The organism is Halohasta sp. A2, assembly GCF_056175805.1.
Window position 1 is genome coordinate 1 of the sequence record NZ_JAQFWV010000047.1, and the last position, 24,564, is coordinate 24,564.

Here is a 24,564-nt window from a genome sequence, read left to right on the forward strand (position 1 = left end):
AGTGTAATCTCGATTGGGGACTCTTTCATTCTAGCACCGAAACAGTCCCCTTCCTCTAACGTATCAACTGCTACTTCGTTGCGGTGAGTGTTGGCTTGGTTCTAAACGATCCTGAGACGCGACCAAACTATTTGACCCAATGGTCTGTTCTTTTAATCGCCATGTGGTCGTCCAATCAGCTATCTTCCAATCGTAGCTACTACTTGCGTAGGCATCCCGAATCTGTTTTTGGCCAGCATCGATACTGAAATTTGAATTAAACGGACCGTTCGGTAGTTCACCGAGGCCCCTTCGATGCCAGTGATTAAAAACGGAATATGCGGTATCGCGGGAATCAAATACAACTACTGGCTTGACATCTCTGCGTTGTAGAATGGACAACTTACGATACGTTTCTCTATGTAGCTTCCAGTTATTATGCCCGGTAATTACTTCTCTTGCGATGATCTGTTGATTATTATCTTTAGCTAATGCATCAACAACGTATTCTCCATCCCCTATATTAGAGAGGTTTCGATACGTGTTGGTTTGCCAACCACGCATGGTATCCAATAATTTGAGTAAGCCGACAGTAACTCTATGCACAAGGCCTTCATGTGGATCTCCGCGCAGGTCATCAAATGCTTGATTCTTGTTGATTAGTGTGCGGCCTTTATTACACAAGTCATACCAGACTTTCTTTCTAAATATAGAAGTTGGTCTTAAAAATGGCGTTTTTGTATCGAACCATTGGGTGTTATCGAATGCTATAATAATTTCTTTATGAATATTGCTATTGTAGTACAGTTGTTTTAAGTTGTCTTCATTGAGGTCACGAGTCAGTTCTCTAATTGAAGGACATTTATCATATAATATATGTACGCCACAAACAATCTCACCATTCCACAGGCGTGCCAGCCTTTTGATGAATACTTTTGTATCGTAATTCAACTCAATTTGACTCTGTGTGTCATGGCGTCCTCGTTTTTCTCGGATATCTCCACGGATTTCCTGCGGCGGCGTATGTTCAAATGGGTTATAACCGCAGTGATTGAGTACGTCTTCACGCGTCTGGAACCGCAAACCAGGTTGTGGAAAAGTGTTTAAAGTCATATAATAATCAGACGAATCTTGCAGTGCATCTTGGAGATCTATAGTAATCGTCTCACCGGTATTGAATTCTATATTACAGTCCGTTGGTGCGGGGCCCTTGCGCGGGATAATTGTACCGCATACATCGTCTTCGTTTTCTGTCGGCTTGAGTGGTATAATTTCGAAACTGCACATCCTTTCAGGATCCGAACATAACCTACAGACAAGATCTGCATCGGCAAGCCAGTCGCCTTCAACTGGCTCGTCAAACGGGCTCGCGCTCATAACTATGGATTATAACTATTCACTTAAAAACATTAAGCACATAATAGGGTATGCTTCCTATATTTCCTGGCAACTGTCGTGTTTTCATCTCATCTTCTTCGTAGTCATTTTCTGTTTGATTGAACGTGACGAGATCGGTGAGCTTCAGCCTAGTATTGCCACTGTCACCAATGGAGATATATAGATTAGTCCGATGATTGACTTTTTTGCTCCGTTTTTAGACACAAATGGCCTCGTTGAAACCGTCAGGCAGTGATAGGTATCAGTAGCCATGCTGAATAGAACGCGCGAGTCTTGCAAAGCGTATTATTTCAATAGGTGAGGAGGGATCAACTGAATATGTGGGATTTGATCGTACCCACTGTTGATTATAGTCCTGATTTTATTTAATATGATTAGCTATCAGCAAAACGAGGGCGATTCCCAATCGCCCTCTTTGCAGGGACGCCCCCGCATCCCTGCATATAGGGTTTGTACTCCCAAACTAAAGTTTTCCTAGGAATTTACTCATTTAATCAAAAACTCAAACAAAGTTAAAATACTGTCACTATAAAACTCTTTCAGTTGATTAATCCTACTTCCGCGGTTTAGCAGATCGGCGTTCTGGGCTTGTTTTCGCCTGTTACAGAGAGAAGGTCTCTCCGTGGCGTCAGTGGCGTTTCAACAAAGGTAGGTTCCCACACTGGCTTTACGATGAAGTGAGTCCACTCGGTAACATCTCCCTGGTTTGTCGATGGAAACCGGGAGACTGCACCGCTCTCTAAAGAAACCGTGCTACTCGTTCAGGCTGAACCGCGGAAGTAGGATTAATTGGATGGGTAAGATCAATTGAGCAGTTCCCCCGCTGTTTCGCTCTCTGGCCCCCCACTTACCCGTTTTCACAAATTAATGTGTGCTGCATACAAGCTCTGTATCGGTCGCACCGCTTCCAAAAGTGAGTGGATTGTTCTTACAGGCTCTGCAAGGTAGATCTACATCGCCAACACTCGTACTGAGTTTTTGTTCCCTGTCGACCGGTTAACCAGCTAAGTTGCGGGAATATATTATAACCTATAATGAGGGAATTGCCAATAGACTCCTCTGATCGTTCATCCACTTTCTGTTGAGTGGTTTCGTTGACTTTGGCACAATCTGTGGAATAGCTTTTCTCAAAGGGAGTTGGGAAGAGAGCCCCACAGGTGTGGGACAATATTCAACGTCAACGGGTGCCCCCAGTGCGCTTCGGCCCTCCACAGCGAAGCGCACCTGAAACTAACCGTTCCAATGATATAATTCTGTTTCCTAGTAAAGAATGGTAAAAACCCGTCACTGGAGTTTTACACCTGCCACTCATTCAAATTAACAGTATGCCCTTCTCAATCACCTGGCACACCATTCTTGAGGAACTTGAGGAGGTTCCAGCCGACGCTACCTTCGTCACGCCACTGTCTGAACGTCCATTCAGACTCGAAGATATCCAAGAACATCGACTCCTCATCTCCTACCGTGATCAAAACACTACCCTCCCACTCAAACGATCTCAGTTTGAGCAGCTCTACGACCGTCTCAATGATGCCTATCAGGGCTTCGACCTTAATCGTCTTCCAGCTGATGCCGAACCCTATGCTACCATGCTCTCAATCCATCCCCACTTCGAAGTCGACCAGCGCGAAGGAATCCTGAGAAACACAGAAGCACCAACTCCATCTTCGCTTGTCGACGCTCCCCTCGATGTCGAAGACCACACCGAAACTCGTGAGGAACCTAATCTCCCGCTGTACTCCGACTCGTTGCTTCTTATCGACGCCCTCGAACGCTATAGTCCGACTGACCCCTCGACGATGGAGACCTCCAAGTTGGTCAATCTCTACACGCTCTGTTCGGATGTCCAGCGTAATGCTAACGATCTACGGCAGGAGGTTCGATCAGTACTCCTGGACCGACTCCATCACGATCAACCAGTTCACGGTCAGTATGGCTCCGTCCAACGCACCAGCCGACGGAATCGAACGCTTAAAGACGACGAGACGGTCCTCGAAAAACTCGAACGTGAAGGAATCGACCGCGAACGTGTCACTACCGTCGACGCCTCCAAAGTCGACGACGCCCTTGACGTGACAGAATTCTCAGAGTCTGATCTATACGACATCGAGGAGAGTCAGTACATCCGCAAAGCCGATGTCGACGAAGAGCGTAAGGAATCCCGACTTCAGGGGCTTAAAGATCAACTCGCTGCTGCTGACAACCCTGAGACAAACCAGCTTCAGACCGAAATCGAAGAACTCGAAGCTCGTATCGACGAACTCACCAGCTTCAGCTCTGCAAGTCAAGTCGACTAACAACTCTCTGAACAGAGTAGACCAGTATCATACAGGATGTCATAGAACGCTTACTACCTCAAGGAGTAGAGTCAACGCAGGGGTGAATAAGTTCAGCGACCCTGCAAGATGGTTATTCGGTAGAGTCGCTCTTTAACTGGTCTGGAGAGCGGGTAGCAAGTCCAATTCACGAGGTGCCACGACATAGTTTTTCCTTGTTCCTGGATGACGCTGCGGCTCGCGGTTTTTCACAATTTCCTGCGGTGCAGCTCCTATGATTCTCACATTTGCTCTGCTCTTACTCCAATCCAATACATGAGCCCGTACATAGATGTCTGAAATGAGTTGTCTATCAGCTCGGACTAGTAATTCCGGTAGATCTAGGGCATCAGTCGCGGTCGTTTTTACATCGATACTTGCGTTGTACAACTCTAAGTCAATCCCTTCGTCCCCGAGCTTGTATATTTCAGAATCAAGTGAGAGATCGTAAAATTGGGCCACGGCGAGTTCTCCAAGCAGCCCAATCTGATGGCTTGTTAAGGAGTCTTGACCGCCGAAAAGCTCTCCGCCACCAATTGGTCGATAGGTGTTGCTTCGTCGTTGAGCCAAGTCGTTAACTCGCTTTAGCTGGTCTGAAGTCAATTCAACTACCGGCAGTGTCTCTATAGGAACATCTGCTGGCGAGATCATGCCGAGAGATTTTTCTCGGTTTAGGTCTATCGTTGACATGCTGTTTCACGTTGCAGTGGACAGCCCTGGTCGCGTGTCCAACCACGCGGCTTTTTACGGTGATACCAGGGCAACTATCCAATTATGCATAACATCTGCGGCTTATTATAAAGTTGGAAATCAATCTACTATTGAGGCTCTTACCGAAGACAGTGAAACAGCGGTATCTGTCTCGCAAGTGGGAAATAGAGCTGTACAAGATACAGAGCATACAGTCAGCACAAAATTTCCATTTTCGACTATTTTATTGAATCAGACCTTCCTTCGGTCTGTTCAATTTATCTAAAGGGATCTTCAGTGCCTAACCAATTGGTTTTATTGAATTCTGGATCTATATCTGTTAGAATGTCGATTGCTATTTCCTTATGTTCAGCGTCACAATCCCCATCGCCCAAACCACTTTTAAACGCCATTCCATGTTGCGGTATGTGGGTGAGACCTTCTTCGTACAATTTTTGTATTTTGTTTCTAAGTTCTTCCTCATTGATGTTCTTTCTCGCAAATGATCTGCCATATGAGCGTATCAGCTTTGTCGATTCCATACAAAGATCTATTTCAATCATAACCGATTATCTTGTCGGAAGTTAGAGATTCTGACTTATTGGCTGAATAGAAACTCCTGCTAACTGTGATCCTTCCGGCACAAGATATGCGCTGTGTATCTTGCAGTGCCGTTCTGACAGAATACAGATGGTTCATTTGGCCACATCTGTGAGCGAGTCATGCTAATCGGTCAGTCAAGACTCCAAAGTTCGGTTGATAGTGAGACACCTCAATATTGATTTTGTCCTATCGTTTTGGTCGTAAACGACTTGCATAACAAGGCAGTTACGTGATTCGATGCTCAACTTAGAGCGTGAAGTTAGCACGGCATTCCCGGTGATTGATCATCTGTGGGCTCTATTTTGTGTATGTGAACAACGAGTCGTGGGAGGGGCAGCCGCAAGCCCGTCGTCGACGAGGGGTTCGAATGGTCAGCGGGCTCGCTGCACTGGACATCCTCGGTACAGATGGCTCTACGACAGTCGACGATGAATCGGAGTACTACCTAAAGTTCGCTGAAGGCGTGGCCAGCCAGCACGCCTCGGCGGCGACCGAAGCAATTGACACGTGCCTAGCAGTCACATGAACGGCGACAGTGACACTGGTGAGGTAACGCTCGCGTTTTCGCTTTCGGCCATCGAACGACTCGAAGACCCGAAAACGGTGTTTGAGGACGCACAGAAGTGGAGCCAGTCGGTCGGTATCATTGACGGCGACACCGAACGGATTGAGCGGATCGTCGCCGAGTATGACCTTCGACAGGATTTTGATATCCAAGACCGCGACAAGTGGTTTGTCCTCGAAGAGATCTGCGAGACGATACCGACGACGCGGCACGTCTACGTCGGGGCGAGCGACGAGGATATGCGGGTGTCAACGCTTTTTTGTTGGGAGTACATTCGTGTCTCGAAGGCGGCTGAGAGAGCCGACTGGAAGGTCTCTGAGACTCGGTCCAATCTCGGAATCCTCGCTCGTCTTCTCCGTCTCGTTCGAGGCTGATCGAGTAACGACTTCGGCTGTCTCCCGCGACACTTGGCGTTCGCAGTCTTGCACATCGAGGTTTGATCAGATTATCATAAACTCGATTACGACGGCGTTTGGGCGGTCGACTCTGTTGAGACCAATTCCTTGATTGCTTGACCGTGTTGACTCTGGATATGAATGTTCTCGACGAGTGCGTTGATCTGGTGGCGAGCGTCAATTCGGTTCTCTTCGGTCACGAGATACGCATAGGCGTTGAGTTGGAGTTTGGGGTGCGGGTTAGCCCGTGGACGATGGTCTCTGATTTCTGCAACCGCAGCATCAAACGACAGCCCATCTTCAGCGGCGATGGCGGTGGCGATAACAGTCGCGCTCCTCGAGACACCCAACAGAACAGTTAACGAGGAAAGTCCCCTCGCTTCGAATGTGAGCACGTGTTGTCTCAACGGAGTCACTGAACTTCTGGTGTTCGTTTTTTAGTGGATAGTGGTCCGTCGTTGCTGCTGTCGCCGTTTCGTTCACAGTCACGATATATTCCGGATAGAGTTCCATGTCGGACAGCAGCCGTGGCTTGATCGACCCAACGTTGCCGATCCAGAGATCACGGTCGCCAACCCTGGCAGCGATCGCTGGCGGCGGCAACCTCCCAAGCTTCAACCTCACGAGAGTTCGTCTGAAACACGACAGAGACATCATCAGCTCCATCATCCAACGATAGCTTCAACCTCACGAGAGTTCGTCTGAAACTCGCCTCAAAGCGTTCTCGAAGGCTCATCGGCCGCTTCAACCTCACGAGAGTTCGTCTGAAACTGGCGACCGATCACTTCGGCCAGCCGACGCCAGAGCTTCAACCTCACGAGAGTTCGTCTGAAACATGTCCCAAAGTGTCGACAGCAATTCTTTGGCCGCTTCAACCTCACGAGAGTTCGTCTGAAACCGATCGCCACGGCCGGGGGAACGTTCCGCATCATCAAGCTTCAACCTCACGAGAGTTCGTCTGAAACCTGTTCCTCATCCTCCAATAGCTCAATCACAACCGTCGCTTCAACCTCACGAGAGTTCGTCTGAAACTGGGGAGTGGATTTTTGCGGGTCAAATAGCGACCGCTTCAACCTCACGAGAGTTCGTCTGAAACGTTGGCGCTTCAGTCGCGACGGGTTGGGCTTTGCGAGCTTCAACCTCACGAGAGTTCGTCTGAAACGTGTTATCAGACGCGGTTGCAGGCACCCGATATGAAGGCTTCAACCTCACGAGAGTTCGTCTGAAACCCCTTCGTCATTTTGCACACGCTCGACAGCTTCTCGCTTCAACCTCACGAGAGTTCGTCTGAAACACGGCGCGGATCGACAGGCCGTCCTCGTTGAGTCGCTTCAACCTCACGAGAGTTCGTCTGAAACGTAGGACCTTTTTCGACGCTGTACCACCCTCTGCAGCTTCAACCTCACGAGAGTTCGTCTGAAACACTGATTATCTCTAATGCAGCCACCGAGATGATAGACGCTTCAACCTCACGAGAGTTCGTCTGAAACCACCACGGGGATGGACGAGAAGCCTACTCGGTGAGTGCTTCAACCTCACGAGAGTTCGTCTGAAACCCACTAATGGCCGCTGGGGTGTCTTTTCCGAAATTCCGCTTCAACCTCACGAGAGTTCGTCTGAAACTGGCTCACCTTCGCGGTTGGATCGGGAGCGACAGAGGCTTCAACCTCACGAGAGTTCGTCTGAAACACGACTCCCGCCAGCGTGTCCTCGCCGTCCCAAATGGCTTCAACCTCACGAGAGTTCGTCTGAAACCGATTTCGTCAAGCACGGCCAGCACCGGACCCTCTACTGCTTCAACCTCACGAGAGTTCGTCTGAAACTCGCGGAACGTCACCTCCACATCACCGCTGTCGTCGCTTCAACCTCACGAGAGTTCGTCTGAAACGCAGTGATCGCCAGCGGTAAAATCACTAAGACGCCGCTTCAACCTCACGAGAGTTCGTCTGAAACAATCAAGCACGAACCCACGGACAGAATCCTTGAGTTTGCTTCAACCTCACGAGAGTTCGTCTGAAACCGCCCCCGCGTTCGGGCATTGAAACGTTGCTACTGGCTTCAACCTCACGAGAGTTCGTCTGAAACTAAAGGCCGACTCCGCCGGGTGTACGACGACTATTTGCTTCAACCTCACGAGAGTTCGTCTGAAACCACTCTCCGAGCTAGCGGATAACGGACTGGTAAGATCGCTTCAACCTCACGAGAGTTCGTCTGAAACGGGAGGAGATCCGGCTGTTATGGCTGCAACGGATGCTTCAACCTCACGAGAGTTCGTCTGAAACATGCAGCACAAACCATTGACGTGTATGAACTCCTTGGGCTTCAACCTCACGAGAGTTCGTCTGAAACCGGCGGGTTACCGGCGGCTGTGTTTTGTTCGGGGTCGCTTCAACCTCACGAGAGTTCGTCTGAAACTGTGGTGCGATAGGTTGTACTCGTGACGCGGTTGGCTTCAACCTCACGAGAGTTCGTCTGAAACACGAGCATCAATGGCACGGGCCCGGACATAGAGGCTTCAACCTCACGAGAGTTCGTCTGAAACCTGTTTGACTCATAATTGAGTATCCTGATAATGCTTTGCTTCAACCTCACGAGAGTTCGTCTGAAACGACCGGGAGGAACTCGACAACTTATCCCGGATCGTTGCTTCAACCTCACGAGAGTTCGTCTGAAACACTTGACGCCGAGCGTGTCATTAACGAACTGAAAGAGCGCTTCAACCTCACGAGAGTTCGTCTGAAACCATCTTAGATGAGATCGACAAGACCGACGCCGACCTTGCTTCAACCTCACGAGAGTTCGTCTGAAACACAGCTGGCTAACTCGACAGTGAACATTGTCAGTGCTTCAACCTCACGAGAGTTCGTCTGAAACCAAAGAGAGCGTGTTTGAACTCATGACTCTGGCGCAGCTTCAACCTCACGAGAGTTCGTCTGAAACCACTTAGTGGCGGCACCTACGACGGCGCAGACAATGCTTCAACCTCACGAGAGTTCGTCTGAAACTCACCTTGCCTGCTTAGTGTGTCCATCATTGCCGGTTGCTTCAACCTCACGAGAGTTCGTCTGAAACACCATGCCCGATATACGGGGCATAGACGTTCTACCGGTGTGCTACAACAAAGATGTTCCGTCGACTTGCAATACCCCCCATTACCCTGGGGGGTCGACCGAAATTCAGAGAAACCGCTGGTCTTCGGTTGGATCCTCACCGTAGACTGTACGATTGAGAAGGGTATCAGAGGACAGCTCGTAGATAATCGTCGACTCACCCGGCTCAAGCAGATCGTCGATCTCGTTTCGGAGCGTTGCTAAATCACCTTCCGAGATTTCACCTTCCAGGACAGAGTTTTGAACGTGCGTCAGATATCGACGACCCAATTTGAGTGCTTTATGAGTCCGCTCGGCCTGAAGATCGTAGACCATCACGACGTACAATCTACCACCACCGTTTAAACGAGCTGTACTCCTCGCCGGTGAGCAGATGCTTTTTCAGTTTGTAGGCTTCGAGTCGCATCAAATACTGGTAACTAACTTTACGCTTCAGTTCTGGATGGTCGACGGTCCGTTCAAGCGCTTCTTCGAACGCTTTCGTATACGTTTTCCGCCCGCTTTCGTTCAACAGACAGGAGCCGAGTTCCGTCTCAAAATCACTGGCCGAAATCTGTTTTCGGTTTACCAGACGGAACAAGACGCGGTCGGCAAGAATCGGTTTGAATAGATCAGCAAGATCGAGTGACAGTGAGTATCGGCGTTCTCCCGGCTCATGGAGATAGCTAATCGTCGGATCAAGGGCGGTCGCTCGAATCGCCGACACACAGTTGGCATACACCAGCGAGTTACCGAACGAAATCAAACTGTTCACCTCGTTCGGCGGTGGATTATACTCTCGACGGGAGAGTTGGAACTCGCTTGGCAAAATCTCGTTAAAGCTGCGGTAGTACGCCTTTCTAGCGGTTGCCTCAACACCCATCAGCTCATCAATAGGCATTTTTCCTTCGACGCGGCCGGCTGCGGCTTCGAGGTCTTGGATTTCAGTATCGAGATTATAGCCCCGACCGTTGTAGTAGACCACGTTTGTCCGCATATTGTGAATGCTCCCATGGACGATCGCCGCCGCAAGCTGCCGTCTGTGCTGGGTATCCTCGTAGGCTCGAACCTGCTCGACGACCGTTTTCCCCGAGGTCTGGCCGCGTTTCGGCATCACCGAACCCGAGTAGTAGTCCTCCCACCCAAAGATGTGGAGTGCCGCTGTCTGCTGGTTCAAAAACGACATCAGCCGGGTGTTAAAATCGATCTGGCCATGCAGGAAAAACGCCTCGGCGTTCTCGATTGGGACGTATTTCTTCTCACCATCCTCAGTGACTAGCCTGAGGGTGTCTTCGTTGCGTTCGAGCCGACCGTCGGAAAACACGTGGTAGTTTCTATCCATTGTTAGCACCAACAGAAATCATGATACGCACACGAATCGCAGAACGGTTTTTCCTCCGCCGGTGGTGGCGAGGACTGACTTACGATTCGGTGAATCCCGCGAATCGCTGATTCGACCTTCTCAATTCGATCATCGGTAAGTTCGACCATTTCTCGACGTCGCTCTCTGGGGTGTGATAAGACGCCATCGCGTTCGACGTCCGCCACACGAGCGAGATACCACAAATAGTACGACAACTGCATCTCGGCGGGTTCGGTGAGTGCTGACGAAGGTTTGACCTCAACTACTCGGCCGTCATCAAGGAGGTCCAGTGAGATCATTCCGAGATGTAGGTTCTCACGCTTGTCACTGTAGGCGGTCTCGTCGACGCGTGTCCCCCGAACGACAGTTGCGTTCTCTCGGTCTATTTCGAGATTTCGGCTCTCGAACCAGAGTTCCCGCTTGCAGACAAAGTAGTACTGCATCATGACTCCTGTCACGCGAAAGGGATTGTCGAGGGGCTCGCCGCGAGCCGTGGCGAGGAGTCGGTCGACAGGATCTGATGTCATAAGATCCGCCTCTCGGCTGTACTCTCGGGGATCACAAAGCCGGTACACTCGTCGAAATACTGTTTTAGACTGTTTTGACGAGTGTTCAGCCACCGTATGTCCGTGTCATCATGCACTCGCGGTAACAGTCCTAATTTCTGTGCTTCCTCAGAGTCAGCCTGATAGATCGGGATCGAGACCTGTGTCTCTTTTAGCTCGTCCATCAACTGACGTACCCTATCGAACTCATAGTTTCGCCACGCCTTCCGAACCTTCTCGATCTGGTTCCGTTCGCACTCTGTTCGGCAAATGAACACGTCGACCGCGTTGCGCTGATTGATAAGCGACAACTCAGCGAGTTCGTCACCCTTTGCATTGTCGACGTACTCCACGTACTCTTGTTTGCCGACGTTCTTATCATCGTGGAGTTTCCGATAGTATTGTCGAACGGCAGTCCGGGCGACGGCACTCTCCGAGAGCGTCTCTTTCTCGCTACGCACTGAATCGAGTGTTTCGGCAGCGACTGGAAGCAGTGTTGCACCGCGATTGTATACGGCTTCTGCGGGTGTTTTTCGTTGTTCGTCCGGGACATCAAGCCACCAGACAGTCACTTTCCCACTGTCTCGCTCGAAAGATCGGTTACATCGGCCAGCAGCCTGCACGATACTGTCAATCGGTGCGAGATCACGGTATACACGATCGAAACTAATGTCGACACCTGCCTCGATGAGTTGGGTCGACACAGCAACAAGCGGGTGTCCCTTTTTTGTCAGCTCTTTTATCGTCTCCAGGAGTGTGAGTCGGTCGACCGGCCGAATCCGAGTCGAGAGATGAAGTATCGACCGATCACTGCTATCGATGATCCGGTCCGCAAGTGCCGTGGGGTCGACTGCTTTGTCAGCATCGAGCCGTTCGAGCTCATCAGCATAGACCTCGCCGATCCGTGTGAGTTCCTGTCGTGTGTCAGTTAGGTGGTCGGTGAGTGTTCTTGCACTATCGATCGTATTACAGATGGCTAGTGACGTCTGTCCTTCAACAACTGCCTCAAGCAGCAGCCTTGCCGCATCAGGGTACGATTTTGGATCCTCTTGTGTGTCGATATACCGTTCAGTCGATGGATCGAGTTCGTACTGGACGCGCTCTGTCGCGTCGAAATACACGTCTGGATCGTCAACTAATTCCATCGCCTCATCAAATAGTTGTGGCTGGGTAGCAGTCATGGCGATGACTGTCGCACCGTACTGCTCGGTTGCCATCGTTGCCAGTCGCGGAACCAGCTTCCACCAGTCGAGTGGCAGGCTTTGCGGTTCGTCGAGGATCACCACGCTGTCGCGGAGGGCTGGAAGTTTCATCGATTGCCTGTTCGATGGGCCAGCGAGACTCTCAAACAATTGGACGAACGTCGTTACGGTCAGCCCCGCCCGCCAGCCTTCGGCGAGCATGCCTGCTACATCGTCGTTTTTGTCCGCCTCGTCGGCATACATGTCGTCCTCATCGATTATCGTCGTCTCCGAGAGGTGATGGTGTGCCGTCAGCAGGCGACCCAGCGTGTCGGTCTCGTAGATTTCCTCGATTTCGTCAACGACCTGATCGATGATACTCGTAAACGGAAGTGCATAGATAACTCGTTTCCCACCGAGTTCGTCGCGGATCGTCTGTGCGGCCGACAGCCCGGACAGTGTTTTTCCCATTCCAGTCGGAAGTGTGAGCGTCGCAACACCGCCACCCTGCTCAGCAAACGTCGTTGCGTTTTCTTTGATCGCTGATCGGGCACGCGCCCGGTAGTGGTTCAACTGTTCTGCACGGGTGCCCTCGGGATCGGCTGGCGACGACGATTCGAGGTCGTCGATATGCTCGTCCAGTGTTTGCAACGGTGCCGTTTTTGCCGCATACAACGACTGCTCTACTTCACCCTTCTCGTTGGCACGACTCGCTGCGCTCGTCTTATCCGCGAATACGAGTGTTCCCCAACATTCGAGGATTAATCCGTAACACGATTCCGACAGAGATGAACGGGAGAACGTGTCGCCGCCCCTGATTTCGACAGCGGCCGCTATCTCGTCCAGCAGGTCGATGAACGACGAGCAGAACTCAGTCCACGAGCCGCGTCCATCGGTTGCGTCCTCGAATATTTTTCGTGCGAGCTCGGGGACGTGAGTATGGATGTCCTGGAGCTGGTGTCCAATTGCACTCTGCTGTCGTTCTGCGTCGTTTTCCGACCCTTCTGAAACGTTGTCACGCCGCATTGCACGCCGGTGGACGTAGGCTGCAACATCCGGCAGCTGACCATGGTGTTTGGCGACCGCGACGAAGCCAGCAAGACAGGTCTCCGGCTCGAACCCCTGAGCCTTGAGCGCGTAGTAGGCTACAAAGGAGCTGACTGGCGCATGATACCGGAATTGTTTCGTCTTTGGTTCCGTCCCGTGGCACAGGTACTCCTGGAAGTACGTGGTCGCCTTCCCGAAGTCGTGGACATACCCGAGTGTCTCGACAACGCATTGCAGTGACTTGTTTCCGTCTGCAGTTGTTGTCACATCCTCCGGAATGATTTGGCGGGCACGATGAGCGACATCGTCAAGATGATCCTGAAGTAACACGCCCTCATGTCCGTCTTCCGGTGGATGTGAGTACCGAACGGTCATTAGACGAACACCACGGTCCGACCGTCGACGCGGGCCGTATCGACGTTTCGAACCGAGAGTGGCTGGGCGTCAGGATTGTAGCTGTAGGTGGTAAAACCGGTTGTCGTCCGGCCACCATGGTCAGCTTGCATGAATGCGGGTGACTCTTCGATTTGGCACCGTGAGCCTTCTGCCAAGATGATATCGTCGACCGCGTTCGGAACAGCTGAGTCGACCGTGACTGATTCGCCCTCTGGCCCACTCTCGACTGTGAACTCACCATGGTACTCTATCTCCGCGAGGTATTCCGAGAGTCCAAGACTCGGGACGTAATGCGACCTCCCAGCGGCAAGAGTCTCCCGAAGCTCCGTGTATCGTTTGTTGTCCGAGAGCGCGATGTCGATTCGATAGGCTGGGTCGACGAGTACCTCGTAGTTGTGCTGCTGTCGCAGAGTCGTAGGATCGGGCAGCTTCACGCTGATTTTTCCTCGGCCATTGAGCGATTGGAGATTTTCGCTGGCGGTCGACAGCGTGTTCATCGGCATATTGACTGTCCGGATTTCACGGACGGGCTGGATGGCAATCGCTGACTCCTCTGGTGCGAACAGATCGTAGTAGCCGTCCCGTTCGATTCCCAATACCGCAGCCAGCAGTCCAGCGACCGTCGTCCGAGGGATGATCCGATAGGTCTGTTTGACGATATTCCCCTCGATCCGCCGGAAGTGACCCCACGGGCCACGAACCGTAAACGAGAGACACCGATCCGGCTGTCGGTTCTCATCGTCAGTCGTCCAGCCGTCCAACGATTCTTGCGGCATCGTTAGGCAGTGTCGCCCGGAAGCGTTGTGGTGTGTTCGTCGTACACGTTGACGACCTCGACGGCATCCGATCCGACAGCCTCTCGAAGTGCGTCATAGAGTAGATCAGGGCCACCGACCTCATCGCCGTTCGAGAGTTCGAGTACATCGCTGACAACGATCCGGACACGTTGGATTTGGTCGCTCGCGTTGTCGAGTCGGTCGACGAAGCCCGACACGTCCAGGGTCAGATCCCGGACGGTTCGGAGTTCTTCGTCGGCCTTCGAGTGCTCGTCGTCGATTTCGAGATCCCTATCGAGTCCGCCGAGGTGGAAACTCTCGTCGGCATACTCGACACGGCAGTAGAGCCGTGGTTCCTGACCGATTTTGCTCCGACTGATCGTCTGGTTTTTGATCGCCCGCCAGCAGAGCGTATCGAGCCGTTCGACATCATCCGTCGTGAGTTTCGTGTCCTCGGCTCCGTGTTCGTCGACAAGTCCGTGGAACCGAATCAGTCCATACTGGATCCGGTGGTCGTCGAGATCGAATCCACCTTGCTGTTTGTTTTCCTGCGTTGCGATCACGCTCGTCAGGCTGTCATACTCCTCGTTTTCGTTGACCGCATGGACCGATTTACCGGGCGAGAACTGGACCGGGCCGGTGAAGTGATCCGGCAGGTGTTTGGCGTAGGCATCATCGGTATTGACCGACATCGTCGCACCGAAGTACCGTACGTCGACGCTGTTGTCGAGGAACTCGCCGAACACGTCCTCGCGGAACTGGTCGGCCTCCTCGTCGTCATCGAGATTGAAGTTGTCGGGATCGACGGCTTTGAGTCTGTCTTCCAGCAGGTCGCCGCGGGTGAACTGATTGCCCTCCTCCTGGACGTTTCGGATGTAAACGCCGTGGCCATCGTCGTCCAGTTGATCGCGGAGATACCGTTTCAGGCGAACATCAGTGACGATTGCCTGCTGTGTCTGTGGGTCGATCCTCGGTCGGTTCGCGCCGCTGAGTGGGTTTCCGTTGGGATTGGCGTCGACGGCGTCGTACAGAAACACGATTTCTGAGCGGTTCGTCACGGTGTCGGTGGTGTCTGACATGTTAGTGGTCCTCCTGAGTAGGTTCGTTTGTGTCACTGTCCGTCTCGTTCCACGGGTGGTCGTTCATCCCGTAGGTCACGCCGAGGGCGTAGTAGAAGCGGAGATCATCGGTCTCAATCTCCCAGTCGTCGGGATCGGGATTGAGGATCGTTTTTCGGAGTCGTTCGACGATGTGTTCGGCCTTCGTCCCTGGATAGTTTCCACGCTGTTTCTTTTCCTGCCGCGTGTAAGTCAGCGTCTTGGCGACCGTCTCCTGGGTGATCTTTTTAATCCGTGATCGGGTTATGGATTTGACCGGGTATTGGTCGACGAGAGTCGTCGACCTGTCTTCACTGTACTCCTGATAGCTCCCGATGTCGCCGACGAGCGCGCCCAAGAGGAACGCACCGCGGCGCTGTGGAGTCACCGACTCCTCCTCATCGTCATAGTCGGGCGATAGCGCGGGCGTTTCGTTTATGAACGATTCGAGTTTCGGTGCGGCTGGATGTCCTCCGTCTGTCATAATGGATAACTCTTCGAGTGTCGGAACGGTGTACGTGTCATAGGTCGGTTCTCGTGTGAGCTGTTGTTTCTCTGGATCGGTTGTTTTGAGCAGTTCGAGGTCAGCATCGGCCAACGCACAGAGTTGGGCAAATTGACTGGCGACCAGAAATGAGGGGAACCCTTCGTATTCTTCGTCGTCGGTCTGTTCGTCGATGATCCGCGTGACGTACTCTTCGAGCAGTACGTCGACCGCAATCGCCTCACCACTCAGCACGTTAACCAGTGCCTTGATTCGCGGATCGTCGGCATCCGCCTCGTCGTCGTCCCGCTCGGCAAACGTCTGGTAGAAGTACCAGCCCGTCGAGACGGCGCGTAATTGCTCGTCGTTCGTTTCGAGTAGGCCCCACTTCTCGTTGGTCGGAAGCGGTGCGGTCCACTTCACGTTCGGGGCTCTGTTGAACGCCGAGACGCTTTCGACGAGGCGATTGTGGGTGAAGGCGAGTTCTTTCGGATAGTGGAGTCGACCGTTCAGCGTCTCGCCGAATACATCATATCGGGACATCTGGTGCGGCATGACCGCTGAAACGTAGAACCGGAAGTCCCGGTCGTCGAGGTCCTTTTGGCGTTCATCCTCGTAGGCCTGCTCGATTGGAGTTGTGTCGTCGTCTTCGACCGATCGATACAGCAGGCCATAGAGGCGGTGTACCTTTTGGGTTGTCAGTCGGCCGAACACATACGGCAGGTAGTACACTTTCGTACCGAAGGTTCGGTAGGTGCAGGCCTCGACGAACGTCTCGGCGTTCATCACGGTAATTGCGGCATCCTCGGAAATCGGATGCGAGCGCCACGCGTTTTCGATGTCGAGACCAGGGAATTTTTCGAGCTGTTTGCCAAGAAAATAGTTCTGTGGGTCCTCGGATGTCCCGACAGTTCGAGCGGGCTGGCCGGTGACGAGGTCTGTCGCGTCTCCCGACGAATCGTCTGCCTTGTTCTTTGTGACGAGCTTCGAGAGTTTTCGTTGGCGCATTGCTTCGTTGAATACTTCGATATCACCCGGCCACTGGTAGTCGCCATCCGGATCGATCTTCACCTGTACTGTCAACAGCGAGGTCGCCGACTCGCCGCCTAATTTCCGAGTAAGCGTCTCCTCAATCGTGTCCAGTGCTGTCTCATCTTCACCGACTTCAGTCAGTTTCTCGATGATCCAACCGTCAGGATGCTCGTTGGCTGTGTCCGCGACCACATTGTCAGTAGCCCACTTGGTCAGTCGTTCCTTGGCGTAGCGAGCCAGCTTTTCAGGATCACTGTTTCGCCCAGCTTGGTGGGTTACACTGTGGTCGATTCCGCGTGCTGCCGGGTACTTGCAGTGACCGACCTGTCGAATCCGGTCTTCGGCGTACCTCGTCACCTGTACCGGGCCGATGACGTCGTTAGCCAGCCGTGGCTCGTCGCCGGAAACGTCGACGCGAACAACGATCAGACTGTCATCGGTGTCTACGAGATCGCCGGCAACGTCTGGCGTCAAGTATGAAGCATACTCGCCACCACCGGTCGTAGCGAGCGTGTAAAGCTTACCGTAGAGGTATTGTAGGTCACGGAGCGAACCAATCGGGGAATCCGGTAGTTCGGCCGCCAACTCCTCATCGTCGTAGGCCTTGCGGAACGCTTCAGGCGAAAGCATCTCTCCCTTCCAGTTCGGTCTCGCCGGGCCGGGTTTTGTCGGTGATATTCACAAACCCGAGACCGAGTGAGTTGCGCTCGCCGAGCCCGCAGTCAAGTGCGAGGTTGAGGTGTCGGCGATGGTGATTGTCTCGAACGGCATAGGAAAAATCCCACTTGCTCAGAACGTAGGTCATCTGCTGACCCTCGGTGACGGTCACCGGAACGGCGAAGGTCTTGATCAGCTCGTACCCGTCGAACAGGTCGCCGTCGACATCGCTCGGCCCCGGTAGATGATCGTACGCATAGAGGTCGTGTTTCTGATCTAAGTTCGTCTCTAACTGGGCACGAAGCGGCTTGATCGAATGTTCGGGACGCCAGAAGACAGCGGAATCTCCGCCGGGGTGGTCGATTCCGTACTCCTCGCAGCGCCACGGCGGAATCCGAACGAGAAGTCCTGTCCCGGTTTCAATCGTCCCACGCGTGCCGGGTTCGCCCACGTCAGGTTCGAGTGAGGTGATGTCGCCGACCCGAAATGGCATTTCACCAATATTGAGTTCCGGCTCCTCGAACAGATCTGCAGCAACGTGGGCGAGCAGTTCCTCATCAGGCGAGGAGACCAGCAGTTTTCGGTCGTCGCCCGCCTGCATATCGTGTGGAGGAAACGGGTTCGAGTAGACGAATCCCGGTGGGTCACCAGAGTCGTGTCGGCTATCGTACTGGGTTTCTGCCAACGCGCCCCAGAGTCGGCCGCGAAGCTTGTGATGGTATTTGTTATCATACGCTGCATCCGCCCGCGCGGACAAGTGAGCCATTATACGCACTTGTTTGACTCACCTCTGTAGTTGGAGGATGTCATCCAAATAGACACATGCAGAGACAGTACAAAAATGAAGTCCTTGTAGAGTGAAAGTGAAATGAACCCTATGAAGGTTCGTCTAGAACACTTCCCATCGATAACAAGGTTGCTCCCAAACCTCTGCTTCAACTGCACTAGCGTTCGTCTGGAACTCTCCGTCGACCGTATGGTCCGAAGTTCCCCACTCGCTTCAACCTCACGAGAGTTCGTCTGAAACCAGTCGTATGTTCCTTCTATAGCATAGCGCCGGTCGCTTCAACCTCACGAGAGTTCGTCTGAAACGAGGCGATAGCGCTCTTCGTCGACCAAGATGGTAGGGCTTCAACCTCACGAGAGTTCGTCTGAAACCGTCTCAAACGACCAAACGGGCAACACAATCAGTGCTTCAACCTCACGAGAGTTCGTCTGAAACAGTGGGCGCAAAACAAGTCACGGTACGATTACCCAGGCTTCAACCTCACGAGAGTTCGTCTGAAACCCGTTCGACGAGTCGGCCATAGCAGCACCAACCTCGCTTCAACCTCACGAGAGTTCGTCTGAAACTTGCAGCTCGCGGTGGGTGACGTTCCACTCACCGATGCTTCAACCTCACGAGAGTTCGTCTGAAACTTGTCGTCGACAAACCGGCGTTGGGCCGGGTGGTCAGCTTCAACCTCACGAGAGTTCGTCTGAAACAACTACTGTTGTGTTAGTGGTCGACTACTTACCCGGCTTCAACCTCACGAGAGTTCGTCTGAAACTTTCATAGTTTGGTATCCTGATTCATATTTGACTATGCTTCAACCTCACGAGAGTTCGTCTGAAACCTTCAAATTCGTCTTTTGTGTACCAGAGTGATTCGTGCTTCAACCTCACGAGAGTTCGTCTGAAACCTCATTTTAACCGACCCGTCGACCAGCGCTTCGATGCTTCAACCTCACGAGAGTTCGTCTGAAACCATCGTTGCATTTCTGGTCGTGATGCGTGGCATCACAGGCTTCAACCTCACGAGAGTTCGTCTGAAACTCGGTCGCCTCGGATCCGCTAAGCTCGATCGTCCCGGCTTCAACCTCACGAGAGTTCGTCTGAAACGGGGATTCGACTTTGGAGGCAACACTGCATGATTAGAGCTTCAACCTCACGAGAGTTCGTCTGAAACCAACATATCAATCAGGTAGTGTCGACCTTCAATGGCTTCAACCTCACGAGAGTTCGTCTGAAACAGTGTAGATGACCTATGGTGCTGATTCGACGTTTGGCTTCAACCTCACGAGAGTTCGTCTGAAACTCGGTCGCTATCGGGTGGGCGCTCCGTGAGTTCGCTTCAACCTCACGAGAGTTCGTCTGAAACTGGATTCGATTTACGATCAGGAGACAATGTATTTGCTGCTTCAACCTCACGAGAGTTCGTCTGAAACGCGTCTGATTCCCGCTGGCGTAGGGGTTTTGTTCCAAGCTTCAACCTCACGAGAGTTCGTCTGAAACTTTGCGAAGAGTACCGAGCCGGTTTTGACAGCGGTGCTTCAACCTCACGAGAGTTCGTCTGAAACTTTGCGAAGAGTACCGAGCCGGTTTTGACAGCGGTGCTTCAACCTCACGAGAGTTCGTCTGAAACTTGTGGAGTGAGTCAGCGGTAAGGCCATCTGCGGGTGCTTCAACCTCACGAGAGTTCGTCTGAAACCAGGGCTTCGGCATCGTCTAGCAGCTCGAAGCCGAGCTTCAACCTCACGAGAGTTCGTCTGAAACCTCGACGATTCTCTGGATTCCGGTCGCCTACCAGTCGCTTCAACCTCACGAGAGTTCGTCTGAAACTCCCGCCGATCAGGACTGCCAGCACAGCCGCCGCGGGCTTCAACCTCACGAGAGTTCGTCTGAAACATGGTTATTGCCTCGTGTTGACCCAGACGTAACTCAGCTTCAACCTCACGAGAGTTCGTCTGAAACACCGACGTTGGCAAACGCAAGACGCGCGAGGCGATGCTTCAACCTCACGAGAGTTCGTCTGAAACGGGAGATCGAGGAGGCCGGAGATCTCGATCAGGACGCTTCAACCTCACGAGAGTTCGTCTGAAACCATGTTTTTTCGTCTGAATGTCGCCACATAGTACGGCTTCAACCTCACGAGAGTTCGTCTGAAACATGCGGCGGATGGTTTGACTCTCAACGCACTAACTGCTTCAACCTCACGAGAGTTCGTCTGAAACCTGGCCCGACAACAGCGGCGAGTCGGACCTGTAGCGCTTCAACCTCACGAGAGTTCGTCTGAAACCAGTAAGAAACAGTCTATTCTATTGCCTATCCGTGCTTCAACCTCACGAGAGTTCGTCTGAAACGTTCTATTAGCACAACCAAGTTCCGATGCTATATCACGCTTCAACCTCACGAGAGTTCGTCTGAAACTTGAGGCTGCACCCATTTCAATGATAAACACGTCGTGCTTCAACCTCACGAGAGTTCGTCTGAAACGGCGTCGTCAGCGCCAGCCAGACCGCTGGCACGCGGCTTCAACCTCACGAGAGTTCGTCTGAAACCCGTTGAATGAGCTACATTGAAGTGCAATCAGCGATAGCTTCAACCTCACGAGAGTTCGTCTGAAACCGTAGTATTCGGCGACTGTCGTGCCGTCCTCGAAGACGCTTCAACCTCACGAGAGTTCGTCTGAAACCCGCCCTCCAACAGAGATTCGCGCACATTGAGTGCGTGCTTCAACCTCACGAGAGTTCGTCTGAAACTTTCAGATACCCACTACTGCTATGTTATCATCCTGCTTCAACCTCACGAGAGTTCGTCTGAAACCGTGTTATCAGACGCGGTTGCAGGCACCCGATATGAAGGCTTCAACCTCACGAGAGTTCGTCTGAAACGATCGACTGGTAGGCCAGCAGTTTGTTGATGAGATGCTTCAACCTCACGAGAGTTCGTCTGAAACCCGAGCGGTCTGCGAGGCCAACGACTGGGGTGGGTGGCTTCAACCTCACGAGAGTTCGTCTGAAACGCGTTGTTCCGCCAACGATTCGACGCTATCAAACGGCTTCAACCTCACGAGAGTTCGTCTGAAACACAGACACTCACCGAGTGCGGGATGCTACTCACGGCTTCAACCTCACGAGAGTTCGTCTGAAACGTGATATGCCGCTATCACTACCAACCCAAACGAATGGCTTCAACCTCACGAGAGTTCGTCTGAAACTTTACGCGGTCTTTTTGACCGTGATCCAGGGAGTCGCTTCAACCTCACGAGAGTTCGTCTGAAACCTTTTGAATCGAAGGGCTCGGATGATGATGGAGAAGCTTCAACCTCACGAGAGTTCGTCTGAAACGCTGTTTCGCCAGCCCGGAGGAAACGCTGGATCTCGCTTCAACCTCACGAGAGTTCGTCTGAAACAAGGAGCGTAGCGACGACCACAGTCACAGCTCCGAGCTTCAACCTCACGAGAGTTCGTCTGAAACTGTGTGGGACCTACTCTTGTCCCGCGTAATCGCTTGCTTCAACCTCACGAGAGTTCGTCTGAAACTATAATTGAGCTATAGAATAGCGTTGCCACTATCTGCTTCAACCTCACGAGAGTTCGTCTGAAACAGCTCGTCTAATGCGACACGTTACGCAATCAGCAGCGCTTCAACCTCACGAGAGTTCGTCTGAAACCCGCTGCGTGTAGTCGTCCGAGTCGGCCTGGACAATGCTTCAACCTCACGAGAGTTCGTCTGAAACCCGGCCCCCGCTGCGGCCCTCCTTTTAGAAACGTTGGCTTCAACCTCACGAGAGTTCGTCTGAAACTCCCGTCATCTGCTTCGACTCCCCTCACTTCACTCGCTTCAACCTCACGAGAGTTCGTCTGAAACTGCGCCTGCGTGTCCGTCTGGTATCGCTTCGACGGGGCTTCAACCTCACGAGAGTTCGTCTGAAACGAGCACGCTGCTGTGGATACCGATCGCCGCCACGTCGAGCTTCAACCTCACGAGAGTTCGTCTGAAACCGTCGTACACGCGCACCTTGTCGGTCACGTCACCGTCGGCTTCAACCTCACGAGAGTTCGTCTGAAACGGCAGCCAAAGCGGAGGCCGAGTATCAGCGGATGAGGCTTCAACCTCACGAGAGTTCGTCTGAAACAGACCTCAGCGAAGGTGATACGATCACGGGAGACCTTGCTTCAACCTCACGAGAGTTCGTCTGAAACACCCGTTTTTCGTAGTTTCGCTAACGATGGACGCTTCAACCTCACGAGAGTTCGTCTGAAACCCCATGAGGAACGCCCAGTAGCAGTCTTCGGAGCAGCTTCAACCTCACGAGAGTTCGTCTGAAACCGACGACCGTCCCGATTGACGACCGCGTGCCGATTGCTTCAACCTCACGAGAGTTCGTCTGAAACGGTGTATGGGATGGATAAAAGCATACCTTGACGACGCTTCAACCTCACGAGAGTTCGTCTGAAACTCGTTTCGACGTTTTGCTATGTCTTTTGCTGTATGGGCTTCAACCTCACGAGAGTTCGTCTGAAACGGCAAGACCGCCCTCCTCGAGCCCGAGCTCCTCGAGACGCTTCAACCTCACGAGAGTTCGTCTGAAACCGGCTCCCGATATGATCACGTCGAACAGACACGTCGCTTCAACCTCACGAGAGTTCGTCTGAAACTATTATCACATGGATAGATGGGGTCTACGAAGACCTCGCTTCAACCTCACGAGAGTTCGTCTGAAACCATTGATCGCGCTGTGGCTCCGATCGCGTCGACCGGCTTCAACCTCACGAGAGTTCGTCTGAAACCGGAGGACGTCGTCGAGGTCGACCACGATACGGCTGCTTCAACCTCACGAGAGTTCGTCTGAAACGATCGTAAGCCTCGTCTCCCTCGATCCGGTTGCGGAGGCTTCAACCTCACGAGAGTTCGTCTGAAACCCGCGGGATCTCGGGTTTCGGTTATTTCGTCGTAAGCTTCAACCTCACGAGAGTTCGTCTGAAACCACTCTCATTGCTCTCGCGGCCAGTCACGTCGACCTCGCTTCAACCTCACGAGAGTTCGTCTGAAACTCCGCCCACTTTGCGCCAACCCGACCGAAAGAATAGCTTCAACCTCACGAGAGTTCGTCTGAAACGCCGGTCGGTGACTATGCGTTTGACGGTCTTGCGAGCTTCAACCTCACGAGAGTTCGTCTGAAACCAGCGGAGCCACCACCATAATGCCGAAAAACAAGGCGCTTCAACCTCACGAGAGTTCGTCTGAAACGACATATACCTACTCTCACACGACTTTTGGCTAAAGCTTCAACCTCACGAGAGTTCGTCTGAAACTCGCGCCGGGGAATGCAAACGGACCGAGGGTCGACAGGCTTCAACCTCACGAGAGTTCGTCTGAAACCGCCGTCGGCGACCGAGCTCGCCGAGACGATGAGCTGCTTCAACCTCACGAGAGTTCGTCTGAAACGATCGAGCATCGAGGAGACGACGATCGGACCGCGGCTTCAACCTCACGAGAGTTCGTCTGAAACCTGCATGTGGACTGTGGTGGTTGATGTGGCTTCCGCTTCAACCTCACGAGAGTTCGTCTGAAACACGGCGAAGTCACTCCGTCGAATAGCGTCGTTCGGCTTCAACCTCACGAGAGTTCGTCTGAAACGCTACGCTTGTGGACGAGGAGAATGACTTTGATGATGCTTCAACCTCACGAGAGTTCGTCTGAAACCGGGCGACAACTTGAGCCGGACGAATGAAGAACTTGCTTCAACCTCACGAGAGTTCGTCTGAAACACGAAATGAGTAACGACCGTGCTGTTAGGACTGGTGGCTTCAACCTCACGAGAGTTCGTCTGAAACAGGCTTCGAGCCATGATTAGGCCATTCTCCGTTTCTGGCTTCAACCTCACGAGAGTTCGTCTGAAACTATAAGCCTCACAAACGAAGACTCGGATAAAGATTGCCTCGTTGCGCCGCTAATTAATCGCACTCTCGGTGCTTTCTCCGTCCAGTTTCCGTGAAAGTTGTATGCAATTGGACGCCTTCTGTCGATATGAAGTCGAAGCGGTCAACAATACGACAATGTAAGCATCTTGCTAAAGAGCATGTTGACGACCCAGATGAACCCGCTGCGCCAACTGGCGACAGCGGGTTCGCTGAGTGGGTGCAGATCACTCTCATCCTCTTGCATACGGAACTCAACAAGAGTT

At 52.6% G+C, this 24,564-nt stretch carries 15 protein-coding genes, 1 pseudogene and 2 CRISPR repeat arrays; of the genes and pseudogenes, 4 read left to right on the plus strand and 12 right to left on the minus strand.

Features of this window, described 5'->3' with window-relative positions; genetic code table 11:
* Nucleotides 1–63: 63 nt before the first annotated feature.
* Complete coding sequence (locus O2S87_RS12755; RefSeq protein WP_475409170.1) at nt 64–1,356, minus strand: hypothetical protein; 1,293 nt, start codon at nt 1,354–1,356, stop codon at nt 64–66.
* Between the two features lie 1,346 nt (nt 1,357–2,702).
* Between O2S87_RS12755 and O2S87_RS12760 the strand changes: the two genes are divergently transcribed.
* Nucleotides 2,703–3,674 carry a DUF7983 family protein gene (locus tag O2S87_RS12760; protein WP_475409171.1) on the plus strand — a complete coding sequence of 324 codons (972 nt, stop codon included), beginning with the start codon at nt 2,703–2,705 and terminating at the stop codon, nt 3,672–3,674.
* A 132-nt stretch (nt 3,675–3,806) separates the two neighbouring features.
* On the opposite strand, the gene O2S87_RS12765 is transcribed toward O2S87_RS12760, so the two are convergent.
* Both O2S87_RS12765 and O2S87_RS12770 read right to left on the minus strand, forming a co-directional pair.
* On the minus strand, nt 3,807–4,382 hold the full coding sequence (locus O2S87_RS12765; RefSeq protein ID WP_475409172.1) for a hypothetical protein: 576 nt from the start codon (nt 4,380–4,382) through the stop codon (nt 3,807–3,809).
* Nucleotides 4,383–4,660: 278 nt separating this feature from the next.
* Entirely contained in the window at nt 4,661–4,924 is a 264-nt protein-coding gene (locus O2S87_RS12770) for a hypothetical protein (RefSeq protein WP_475409173.1), read from the minus strand.
* Nucleotides 4,925–5,352: 428 nt separating this feature from the next.
* Here O2S87_RS12770 and O2S87_RS12775 point away from each other — a divergent pair, with 428 nt between their 5' ends.
* Entirely contained in the window at nt 5,353–5,511 is a 159-nt protein-coding gene (locus O2S87_RS12775; protein WP_475409174.1) for a hypothetical protein, read from the plus strand.
* A complete protein-coding gene (locus O2S87_RS12780; RefSeq protein WP_475409175.1) occupies nt 5,508–5,924 on the plus strand; it encodes a DUF7124 domain-containing protein in 417 nt (138 codons plus the stop codon). The genes O2S87_RS12775 and O2S87_RS12780 overlap by 4 nt, the downstream gene beginning before the upstream one ends.
* An 86-nt stretch (nt 5,925–6,010) precedes the next feature.
* On the opposite strand, the gene O2S87_RS12785 is transcribed toward O2S87_RS12780, so the two are convergent.
* The 9 genes from O2S87_RS12785 to cas6 form a co-directional block, all read right to left on the minus strand.
* Nucleotides 6,011–6,295 (minus strand): hypothetical protein, encoded by a 285-nt coding sequence (locus O2S87_RS12785; RefSeq protein ID WP_475409176.1) that lies wholly within the window; start codon nt 6,293–6,295, stop codon nt 6,011–6,013.
* Between the two features lie 261 nt (nt 6,296–6,556).
* Nucleotides 6,557–9,017: direct repeats of the CRISPR family, unit length 30 nt; unit sequence GCTTCAACCTCACGAGAGTTCGTCTGAAAC.
* Between the two features lie 104 nt (nt 9,018–9,121).
* Entirely contained in the window at nt 9,122–9,382 is a 261-nt protein-coding gene (gene cas2 / locus O2S87_RS12790; RefSeq protein ID WP_475409177.1) for a CRISPR-associated endonuclease Cas2, read from the minus strand.
* A 1-nt stretch (nt 9,383) separates the two neighbouring features.
* The gene (cas1b, locus tag O2S87_RS12795) at nt 9,384–10,376 is read right to left on the minus strand and encodes a type I-B CRISPR-associated endonuclease Cas1b (protein ID WP_475409178.1); all 993 of its coding nucleotides are present in this window, start codon (nt 10,374–10,376) and stop codon (nt 9,384–9,386) included.
* A 2-nt stretch (nt 10,377–10,378) separates the two neighbouring features.
* Nucleotides 10,379–10,924 (minus strand): CRISPR-associated protein Cas4, encoded by a 546-nt coding sequence (locus O2S87_RS12800; RefSeq protein ID WP_475409179.1) that lies wholly within the window; start codon nt 10,922–10,924, stop codon nt 10,379–10,381.
* Nucleotides 10,921–13,545, minus strand: a complete 2,625-nt coding sequence (locus O2S87_RS12805) for a CRISPR-associated endonuclease Cas3'' (protein WP_475409180.1) — start codon at nt 13,543–13,545, stop codon at nt 10,921–10,923. The genes O2S87_RS12800 and O2S87_RS12805 overlap by 4 nt, the downstream gene beginning before the upstream one ends.
* Nucleotides 13,545–14,342, minus strand: a complete 798-nt coding sequence (gene cas5b, locus O2S87_RS12810) for a type I-B CRISPR-associated protein Cas5b (protein WP_475409181.1) — start codon at nt 14,340–14,342, stop codon at nt 13,545–13,547. Before cas5b ends, O2S87_RS12805 begins: the two co-directional genes overlap by 1 nt.
* A gap of 2 nt (nt 14,343–14,344) precedes the next feature.
* Nucleotides 14,345–15,421 (minus strand): type I-B CRISPR-associated protein Cas7/Csh2, encoded by a 1,077-nt coding sequence (gene cas7b / locus O2S87_RS12815; protein WP_475409182.1) that lies wholly within the window; start codon nt 15,419–15,421, stop codon nt 14,345–14,347.
* 1 nt (nt 15,422) lies between these two features.
* Nucleotides 15,423–17,585 (minus strand): type I-B CRISPR-associated protein Cas8b/Csh1, encoded by a 2,163-nt coding sequence (gene cas8b / locus O2S87_RS12820; protein ID WP_475409183.1) that lies wholly within the window; start codon nt 17,583–17,585, stop codon nt 15,423–15,425.
* On the minus strand, nt 17,572–18,378 hold the full coding sequence (cas6, locus tag O2S87_RS12825; RefSeq protein WP_475409184.1) for a CRISPR-associated endoribonuclease Cas6: 807 nt from the start codon (nt 18,376–18,378) through the stop codon (nt 17,572–17,574). Before cas6 ends, cas8b begins: the two co-directional genes overlap by 14 nt.
* 166 nt (nt 18,379–18,544) lie before the next feature.
* Nucleotides 18,545–24,281: direct repeats of the CRISPR family, unit length 30 nt; unit sequence GCTTCAACCTCACGAGAGTTCGTCTGAAAC.
* A 126-nt stretch (nt 24,282–24,407) separates the two neighbouring features.
* On the opposite strand from cas6, the pseudogene O2S87_RS12830 reads away from it, so the two are divergent.
* Nucleotides 24,408–24,564 (plus strand): annotated as a pseudogene (locus O2S87_RS12830) (IS5/IS1182 family transposase); the annotation flags it as partial.